This window comes from Leptotrichia sp., from assembly GCF_057270615.1.
In genome coordinates this window covers 1-9194 of the sequence record NZ_DBHIXN010000064.1, presented here as the reverse complement: position 1 = coordinate 9194, position 9194 = coordinate 1, and the positions used below count along the sequence as shown (strand labels likewise).

10 protein-coding genes are annotated in these 9194 nt (G+C 28.7%); 2 read left to right on the top strand and 8 right to left on the bottom strand.

Going from position 1 to position 9194, the window contains the following annotated elements:
• From ACO409_RS09315 to ACO409_RS09290, 6 genes are all read right to left on the bottom strand, one after another.
• Positions 1–419, bottom strand: a 419-nt coding sequence (locus ACO409_RS09315) for a 2,3-bisphosphoglycerate-dependent phosphoglycerate mutase (RefSeq protein WP_485556640.1), incomplete at its 3' end; no start/stop codon positions are given.
• A 205-nt stretch (positions 420–624) separates the two neighbouring features.
• Positions 625–912: a hypothetical protein gene (locus tag ACO409_RS09310; protein WP_485556638.1), complete on the bottom strand. Its 288-nt coding sequence runs from the start codon at positions 910–912 to the stop codon at positions 625–627.
• A 71-nt stretch (positions 913–983) separates the two neighbouring features.
• Complete coding sequence (locus ACO409_RS09305) at positions 984–1739, bottom strand: hypothetical protein (protein WP_485556636.1); 756 nt, start codon at positions 1737–1739, stop codon at positions 984–986.
• 48 nt (positions 1740–1787) lie between these two features.
• Positions 1788–3971 (bottom strand): heavy metal translocating P-type ATPase, encoded by a 2184-nt coding sequence (locus tag ACO409_RS09300; RefSeq protein WP_485556634.1) that lies wholly within the window; start codon positions 3969–3971, stop codon positions 1788–1790.
• A 31-nt stretch (positions 3972–4002) separates the two neighbouring features.
• Positions 4003–4374, bottom strand: coding sequence for an HMA2 domain-containing protein (locus ACO409_RS09295; RefSeq protein WP_485556632.1), 372 nt, complete (start codon positions 4372–4374; stop codon positions 4003–4005).
• 32 nt (positions 4375–4406) lie between these two features.
• Positions 4407–4904: an HMA2 domain-containing protein gene (locus tag ACO409_RS09290; protein ID WP_485556630.1), complete on the bottom strand. Its 498-nt coding sequence runs from the start codon at positions 4902–4904 to the stop codon at positions 4407–4409.
• Between the two features lie 164 nt (positions 4905–5068).
• Between ACO409_RS09290 and truA the strand changes: the two genes are divergently transcribed.
• Entirely contained in the window at positions 5069–5827 is a 759-nt protein-coding gene (gene truA, locus ACO409_RS09285) for a tRNA pseudouridine(38-40) synthase TruA (RefSeq protein ID WP_485556628.1), read from the top strand.
• A gap of 273 nt (positions 5828–6100) precedes the next feature.
• The gene (locus tag ACO409_RS09280) at positions 6101–6766 is read left to right on the top strand and encodes an MIP/aquaporin family protein (RefSeq protein WP_485556626.1); all 666 of its coding nucleotides are present in this window, start codon (positions 6101–6103) and stop codon (positions 6764–6766) included.
• Between the two features lie 328 nt (positions 6767–7094).
• On the opposite strand, the gene dnaJ is transcribed toward ACO409_RS09280, so the two are convergent.
• On the bottom strand, positions 7095–8273 hold the full coding sequence (dnaJ, locus tag ACO409_RS09275) for a molecular chaperone DnaJ (protein WP_485556624.1): 1179 nt from the start codon (positions 8271–8273) through the stop codon (positions 7095–7097).
• Between the two features lie 164 nt (positions 8274–8437).
• Positions 8438–8920 carry a phosphatidate cytidylyltransferase gene (locus ACO409_RS09270; protein WP_485556622.1) on the bottom strand — a complete coding sequence of 161 codons (483 nt, stop codon included), beginning with the start codon at positions 8918–8920 and terminating at the stop codon, positions 8438–8440.
• Positions 8921–9194: the final 274 nt, after the last annotated feature.

Sequence of the window (9194 nt, the reverse complement as noted above, 5' to 3'; positions counted from 1 at the left end):
AAATCAGCATATCTTCTGTCTGATTTTGGATAATATTCACTTGATTTGTCAATTGCAGGTGGTGCAACATCGAAACTTCTTCTCCAGATAAGAACTTGTTCATCTCCATATTTTTTAGCTGTTTCTGCTTTGTTCAATCCTTGTAATGCACCGTAGTGTCTTTCGTTAAGTCTCCAAGATTTGTGAACTGGAAGATATAATTCATCCAATTCTTCCAAAACATAATTTAAAGTTTTGATAGCTCTTTTTAAATAAGAAGTATAAGCAACATCAAATACTAAACCTTGTTCTTTTAATGCTCTTCCTCCAGCTTTTGCTTCTTCAACTCCTTTAGGACTTAAATCTACATCTTTCCACCCTGTAAATTTGTTTTCCAAATTCCATTGGCTCTCACCATGTCTAATTAGTACTAATTTCATAAGTTTCCTCCTTAAAATGATATTTTTTTATATAATGTCACTCATTTTATGTTAAAAAACATAAAAATTTTGTGATATTTATAAACTTTATTAATACTTAATAGTAAAACTACTTTAAAACCAAACTTAAAAATTATAATTGCTCTGCTCAAACCTTAGTTTTATTTAATTTTCATTCGTTTAATTTTAATACATTTAAATTATACTATTTTTTTTCAATTTTTACAACTTCTTCTGAAGATGTTGTACTTGTAGACAATTCTTTTTCAGCAATTAAATCTTCAAGATGTTCTTTAGTACTCATCAACTCTTCAAGATTCATGCTGTCATAAGCAGCTTCTGAAGATGTTTTTATATTTATTCCTTGTTTTCTTAAAAAGCTGTCAACCTTGCTTTGATTTTTTTTATACAGGTAATAACCTAGTGCAACTGTTCCTACTCCAACTGCAGCTCCCACTAAATGCTCCTTTTTAATGTTTCCAAACTTTATCATTATTTTACCTCCATTTTTTATTATTATGTTTGTTTAATATAATTAACTGATTTTGACTACAGGTTATCGAATCATCCATTATTTTGTAAAGCTATATACTTATCATCCGACTCATTCCCTGCTTTGTTATTAAAAAATATATGATCTATCAAATCGCTTAAATTTTCGATAGAATTATCTTCCTTCACATCTACAACATAATGAAATTTACCATTTTCAGCTTTTAACCTATAAATTCTCACTTCCTTATTTGAAAAATTATTCAAAACAAGATGTCGTCCAAAAGTTGTAAACCACATAAGTGCTATTGCTGTAACTGATTTATTTGCCATATAGGATTTTAATAAATACAAGGCAGGCAATATCTCAATATCAAAAAAACCTTTACGTCTTGTTTCCATATAGGCATGCTCTATAATTGCTGCCGTTGTCAATCCCGCCGAAAAATTATTTATATCAAGCTGCAATTTTTCAGTTTTTTTTCTTCCTAATCCGTATAAAAATGAAAGCAATATCGCCGCTCCAGAATATACTGACAAAGAGTCTATTGATTTTTCTTCAAAATCTTCGACTAATTTTACTGAAACCATTTTATGCTCAACTGACAATGCAGTTGCAGTTCTATAAACTACTTCATCTATAGAGATTTCCTCTGGCTCAAAAGTTACAAGCAAAGTATTTATTGTTTTATTATATCGCAAATCTGTATTTTTTGTCCCAGCTCTTATTGTTTCAAAAAACTTTTTTGTATCCATAATTTCGTGTGAAATTTTAAACCTAACACGATTCGGTAATTTATGCAGTACCGCTAAAGTTAATTTTTTCATAGTAAATTCCTCCAAAATTAGACAAAAAAATACAAAAACAGAAAAATTCTATTTATTAACATCATATTTTAGAAGTCTCAATGAATTTCCAACTACTAAAATAGTTATTGAATTATGTAGAACTGAGCTGTATATCGCTGGTAACAGTCCTGTCGCACCTAATACAAGTGCAAAGCTATTTATCCCAATCGCCATTGCAAAATTCTGTTTTATTATTTTTACAGTATTTTTGGCTAGTCCTATTACACCTGGTATTAATAATGGATCATCAGAAGTTATTGTAACATCAGCCGCTTCCATTGCAACATCCGTTCTAGAACTTCCTAATGCTATTCCCACATTTGCATAAGAAAGTGCGGGAGCATCGTTTATTCCATCTCCAATCATAATGACTTTTGATCCGATTGAACGGAATTTCAAAATATCCTTAGCCTTGTCTTCTGGAAGCAATTCAGATTCATATCTGTCCATCGACATTCTATGAGCAATTGTTTCCGCTTGCTGTCTTAAATCTCCCGTAAGCAGCACAATATCGTCTATTCCTTGATTTCTCAAACGGTTCATAGCCTTTTTGATATTTTCTCTTGGCGGATCAGAAACTCCTATTACACCGATTAAATTTTCATTTTTAGCTACATAGATAACAATTTCTCCACGATTTTGCATTCCTTTTACCATATCTGCTGACATTTCAACAGATATATCATTTTCTTCCATATATCGCATACTTCCAACACGAATAAGATCTTTATTTATAAAAGTCTCAATTCCTCTTGCTACTTTAACTACATTTTCTTTATGACGCGGTATTTTTAATCCTCTATTTTTTATTTCATTTAAAATTGCACTTGCTAAAGGATGAGACGAAGTTTCCTCAGCTGCCGCAGCTAATGCAATCATTCTGTCTTCTTTCATATTTTTTGAAAAAGTTCTTACAGTTTGAACTTTAGGTCTTCCTTCAGTTATTGTTCCTGTTTTATCAAATATCACTGTATCGGATTTTGAAAGTTCTTCCAAATAATTGCTTCCCTTAATCAAAATTCCATTTTTAGCCGCTGTATTAATTGAAGCAGAAAAAGCTGTTGCCGTTGATAATCTTATTCCGCAAGAATAATCAATTACAAGCATGCTTAATGCTTTCTGCAAATTTCTTGTTGAAGCGTACACTATTCCAGCAAGAAGAAAATTTAGAGGAATTAACTGTGCAGAAAATGTATCAGCATAAGATTGAATGTCCGCTTTATTAAACGAAGCATCTTCTACTAATTTTATAATTCTTGATGCAGTCCTGTCATCTCCAACTTTTTCAGCTCTTACAGTAATATTTCCATTTTTTAAAAGAGTTCCAGCAAAAACTTCCTGTCCTACTTCTTTTTTTACAGGCATATACTCTCCTGTAATAGCTGATTGATCAATAACTGCACTACCTTTTTCAATTGTTCCATCAACACTTATTTTTTCCCCAATCTGAACAAGTATCAGATCTCCTTTGCTTATTTCCTCAATTGGAACTTTTTTAGCAACCTGAGAATCATCTTCCGAAACTTTCCATACATAACTTTCTCCAACGCTTAACATGTCCTTAATTACACCACGAGTTTTTTTCATTGTGTAAACTGTCAAAAGCTCTGCAATTTTTTCTAAAATCATAATTGTCAAAGCTGTTCTTTCACTTCCTAAAGCAATACTGCTCACAATCGCTGTAGAGCTTAATGTATCTGCATTAGGACGCTTATTTTGAATTAATGACAAGACTCCGTTTTTTAAAACAGGCAAAGCTAGAGAAATTGTCGATAAAGTCTTGTAATTTAATAGTCGTCTAACTCCTGTTAATTTTGTTTTAGGCCCTGGCATCAAAAACAGTATTACTGCAGCTCCAATTCTTTTCAAAATGTTTTTTGGAGATTCTTCTTGAAGCCTTCTTTCTATTACATATTTTTTAGATGTTTCCTTTTTCTCATTTTTGTAGACATCAACTAAATATGAATTTAATGTGTTTTGAAGCAAAGATACCAAATTCTCTCCAGTTAGTGAAAAATTATCAAAGTAAATAAGTACAGAACCTGTAATAGTTGAAATTTCAACACTTTTGATATAATGAACCTGCATCAAACGCTCTATTATTTCTTCTTTATGAATACCTAAATATTTCAAGGCTTTCGATCGCATTCTAATTCTTCCGCGAATTTCATGTAAAACCTCACAATTCAGTAAATAATTTCTGCCAATCATAGAACCTTCCTTTCTTTAATTTTATTAAAATCTAAAGTTTTTTTATTAAATCATAAAAAACTTCCAAATTATCTTCGATTTCCTTCAAAGATTTATTTTCATACAGTTCAGGATGATTAATTACCGTTTTCCAAACTTTGTTCATCCATTCCAATATTTCTTTTTCCGAAATTAAATTTACATCATAGTAAATCAAAACTTTATTTGTTATATAGGAATACTCTATACTCTTTATGCCCTTTTTTGATAAGATAAGTTCTTTTACCTGATCTTCATATTTTTTTAATTCTTGAGGAACCTTTGACAAATTGGGAACAAAAAGCCTAAGCCTTCCAGGAATACTATGTACTACTTTTATTTGGTTAAACATAAAATATGTAGCTTTAAAAAAATTTTCTAACATTATTTTTTCCCCTTAAATTTCTTTTTCTTTTTTTAAACGTTATCTTCTTTTCCTTTTCCTTCTGATAAAAGAGAAAATGCCCACCACAATAACGTAATACCTTTTGGAAATTCTGGAATTTCTCGAAATTTTTTGATTCCATAAAAAATAAAAACTCCAGATACTAATGTCCTTAAATCTAAATATCCCTTGCTCTGATTATAAACAGCTATATCTGCTGCTTCAAACATCTGTTTAAACAACACCTTTATTTTACCTGGTTTATTTTTCAAAGCTTTTTCATCTAAATGCAATAGTTTTAATACTACTAAATACAGAAAAGAACTTTCAATAATTTTTTCTTCAAAATAAATCAATATACTTCCAGTAATAGAATTAACTTCCACAGAATTTATTCCTTCTAACTGATACATATTGTTTAAAAATTCTTTTTCTAATTCTTTATTATCTTTTAACACTTCAGTTTGAAGTCTCAATCGCCCTAACTGGTAGTGTTTTACTTGAATTATGCCATAAAAACTCTGTAACATAACCTAACTCCTTAAATACTTATATAGTTTATTATATACCTTTTTATTTTAAATTACAAGATTTCTATTATTATTTATATAAATTTTTATTTTTATCTTTACATTAAATGAAATTAACGATACAATATAAAGAAAATCAGAATAAAAAAGGAAAAATAAAAAATATGAAAAAAAGAAATATAAAAATTATTTATCAATATGATGGAAGTAAATTTTTTGGATTTCAACGACAAAAAGATAACAATTTAAAAACTGTTCAAGGAGAAATTGAAAATATAATTTTTAAAGTATTCTCACAAAAAATAAATATGATCTCTTCGGGAAGAACTGATAAAGGAGTTCATGCAATGGAACAAGTTTCCAATTTTCTAATTGATAGCGTTATTCCTCTACAGGCAATAAAAAAACAAATTAACAAACATTTAAAAGGTGAAATCAAAATTTTAGATATTGCAGAAGTAAATAAAGATTTTAATGCACGCTTTGATGCAAAAAACCGTTCTTATTTATATATTATGAGAGCTGAAGATAATATTTCACCATTTGAAGCAAACTATGTAACTGGACTGCAAAAAAGTCTGGATGCAAAAAAATTTCAGGAAATAATGAATACTTTTGTTGGAAAATATGATTTTAGCAGTTTTATGAAAAAAGATAAGGCATATAGAAATCCTGTAAGAGAAATTTTTTATATAAAATGTTATTATGACAAAAATATTGGAAAAAACCAGCTAAATGTAGAAATTTGCGGAAACGGATTTCTAAAGACTATGGTCCGAATTATGATTGGATCAGCACTTGCTGTTTATTTTGGAAAAGAAAAAAAAGATTATATCACAAAAAAATTAGAAAATCCTAATGCTGATAATAAAAAAATTCTCGCACCTTCGGAAGGACTATACTTATACAAAGTAACCTACTAACCAATTTTACAGTAAAACTGATTCAAACCCGAACTAATAAATTATGACCATTTTACCCAAACCCTAAGTTTATATAATTTTTAGTTTAATTTAAAATATGTACGAATATATATCTAAATAAGTCTTTCTATTCAATAATTTTTTTCTTTTAAGAAAATTAAGCAAGCTACACTTCAAAAAACAAGACTATTATAATAAAATAATAAGTATAATCATATTATTTTAAAGTATAATATTAATGAACTTAAAAAAATAAAAAGGAAGGAGAAAACAATGAAAAAATATGTAGCAGAATTTATTGGTACTGCTGTTTTAGTTTTGTTTGGTTGTGGAACTGCAGCAGCTTTAGGTACAAAAGGTAGTGAAGTAAATGTCGCCTATCTGTCAACAGCTTTTGCTTTTGGACTATCAATCGTAGCAATGGCTTATTCAATTGGAAATATATCAGGATGTCATATTAATCCTGCTGTTTCAGCTGGTTTTTTATTATCAGGAAGAATGGAGTTAAAAGATTTTATTGGATATATTATCTCTCAGTTCTTAGGTGGAATAGTGGGTGCTTTGATTTTAATGACATTAATTGGAAAAGAACATGGATTAGGTACAAATGGCTTATTTGATGCAAGCATCGGAAAATCTTTACTAATAGAAATTATATTAACATTTGTTTTTGTAATTGTAATTTTAGGAGTTACTTCAAAAGTTGAAAATGGAGCAACTGCAGGATTGGTAATCGGTCTTTCATTAACTTTAATTCATATTTTTGGAATTCACTTTACAGGAACATCTGTAAATCCGGCAAGAAGTTTTGGACCAGCATTATTTATGGGCGGTGAAGCATTATCTTCAGTTTGGGTATTTATAATAGCACCTTTAATTGGAGGAGCATTAGCAGCTTTTTGCTATAATTGGTTATCTGCCGAAACAGAAAAAAAATAAAAATTTAAAACTGAACTATTAAAAATCATATAAATTTAAGATTTGAGAAAAATAGTCATAATTTTTTAAATCAGTTTTATTATATCATGTATGAACTGCACTTCGTATTCTGAACATTAAGATAAGAAGTGCAGTTTTTTTAGTTAATACTAAAATAACGAATACATTATAAATCTTTTATATTTTCTTTTAAATAATTAAGATAAATATTCGCTTTTTAAACGGAGTTTAGTATAAAAAAAAGCAACTCATCTCCCACTAATAAAAGTGAGAGAATTATTGCTAAATTTTATTAAATTTAAAATATTCTTTATTTATACCAAAATTTTCAATTTTCAAATTTGTTAAAAAATCTCTTTATCTTATCTTTAAATGAGTGTGCCTTTTTATAGTTCTTTTTATTATCAATTGAATCATCAAATTCACGTAAAATTTCCTTTTGTTTGTCAGTAAGATTTGTTGGAGTTTCTACTTTTATTTCTACAATTTCATCTCCTCTATTTTCATTTCGACTATATTTTATTCCTTCATTTCTCAATCTGAAAACTTTTCCATTTTGAGTTCCTTCAGGAATTACTATTTTTTTCTTACCAGTAAGTATAGGAACTTCTACTTCTCCACCTAAAATAGCTGTTGTCATTTTTATAGGCACTTCACAATGAATGTCATATTCATTTATTCTATCAAAAATATCGTGTTTTGCAACAGTTATTCGCACTTGCAAATCTCCAAAAATTCCACCATTTGCTCCTGCATCTCCACACTCTCTTACTATTAATCTTTGTCCAGTCTGAAGACCTGACGGAAATCTTATTTTTTTGCTAAATGTTTCTCTTTCTAATCCTGTACCATGACAAGCATGACATTCTTTTTCAGGAATTTTTCCAGTTCCATGACATTTATCACATTCTTGTATTCCACTAGCCATACCAAATAATGTTCTTTGCTGTATCTTTATACGTCCCGAACCATTACATTTATCACATGTTTTCATATTAAATCCTGGCTCAGCACCAGTTCCGTGACAAGTTTTACATTGTCCATTTCTTTTATATTTTAATTCTTTTTCTGTACCAAAAGCTACTTCCTCAAGGGTTAATGTTAAATTATATGTTAAATCACTCCCTCTTTGTACTCCTGAGCTTTGACTTTGGCCTCTTCTGCTTCCGCCAAAAAAACTTCCAAAGCTTCCAAAAATATCTCCTAAATCTTCAAAATCAAATCCACCAGCACCGCCAAAATCTTGTCCGCTAAAGCCGCTACCTGCTCCAGCTCCTCCATTTTCAAATGCCGCATGTCCATACTGATCATAAGCTGCCCTTTTTTGGGGATCGCTTAATATTTCGTGTGCTTCCTGCACTTCTTTAAATTTGGCTTCAGCTTCAGGATTATCCTTATTTCTATCTGGATGATATTTCTTTGCCATACTTCTATATGCCTTTTTTATATCCTGTTCCGAAGCATTTTTGGGTATGCCAAGTACTTCATAATAATCTTTTTTTGCCATTTTTTATCTTTTATCCTTTCCACTTCTGCAAATTTTATTTTATATAGTAAAACTAATTTAAAATTCAACTCAAAAGTTATAACTATTTTACTCAAACTTTAAATTTATATAATTTTTAATAGTTCAATTTTGAATGGGTTTAAGTATATAATGAAAGTTGAAATTTAAATACTTCCAATTAAACTTATTAATCCAAATAATATAAACATTTCACTATTCATATTTTCTATACCTCTGAAATACAATATAGAACCTGGATATTTATAAAATATAAATAATATTGTTAATGTAATTAGTAAATATAAGATTCCAGTAATGAGTTCTTTTCCTTTTCCAACTTCTCTTATTTTGTTAAAAATCGAACTAATTGAAATAAATATAAAAACTCCATATAAAAATTCTTTTGAACTTATATTTAGCTGAAATACATATACCAAAATTAATAACAAAGCTCCAATAATTGCATTTTCAAATCCTGATTTTAGTGACTTAGTAATAAAAAAACAAATACCTAACACAATTAAAAAATATATAAGTATATTCATATTTGAAAAATCAATATTGTAATGTAAAAACAACATCCCAAACGAAAATGCACCCATAAAATTTGCAAATTTTCTTAAATCAGTTTTTAGTATCTCTAACATTTTCACTTCTTTCTATGTACAATTCTAAAAAGCACTTTTTTACAAGGAATTTATAACTATGTTATTTCCTATTTAAGTAATAAATTTTTATTTTACAAGGGGGGAAACTCTCCCCCCATTTTTTTAATAAATAAAATTACACTAAGCCACTATACTTATATTTTTATCTATTTTCTTCCTTCGATAACCAATTTTGCGAAGAATTTTCCATTTTTTTCTAATTTCAATATTCCTTTTTTTTCTTCCAATTTTCCTGTACAGTTTTCAAAATCTG

Bases quoted from the DNA above. Each gene is read 5' to 3' on its own strand.
- ACO409_RS09280 (WP_485556626.1), top strand. From the start codon at position 6,101: ATGAAAAAATATGTAGCAGAATTTATTGGTACTGCTGTTTTAGTTTTG.
- ACO409_RS09270 (WP_485556622.1), bottom strand. From the start codon at position 8,920: ATGTTAGAGATACTAAAAACTGATTTAAGAAAATTTGCAAATTTTATG.
- ACO409_RS09290 (WP_485556630.1), bottom strand. From the start codon at position 4,904: ATGTTACAGAGTTTTTATGGCATAATTCAAGTAAAACACTACCAGTTA.
- ACO409_RS09305 (WP_485556636.1), bottom strand. From the start codon at position 1,739: ATGAAAAAATTAACTTTAGCGGTACTGCATAAATTACCGAATCGTGTT.
- ACO409_RS09310 (WP_485556638.1), bottom strand. From the start codon at position 912: ATGATAAAGTTTGGAAACATTAAAAAGGAGCATTTAGTGGGAGCTGCA.
- ACO409_RS09300 (WP_485556634.1), bottom strand. From the start codon at position 3,971: ATGATTGGCAGAAATTATTTACTGAATTGTGAGGTTTTACATGAAATT.
- dnaJ (WP_485556624.1), bottom strand. From the start codon at position 8,273: ATGGCAAAAAAAGATTATTATGAAGTACTTGGCATACCCAAAAATGCT.
- ACO409_RS09295 (WP_485556632.1), bottom strand. From the start codon at position 4,374: ATGTTAGAAAATTTTTTTAAAGCTACATATTTTATGTTTAACCAAATA.
- truA (WP_485556628.1), top strand. From the start codon at position 5,069: ATGAAAAAAAGAAATATAAAAATTATTTATCAATATGATGGAAGTAAA.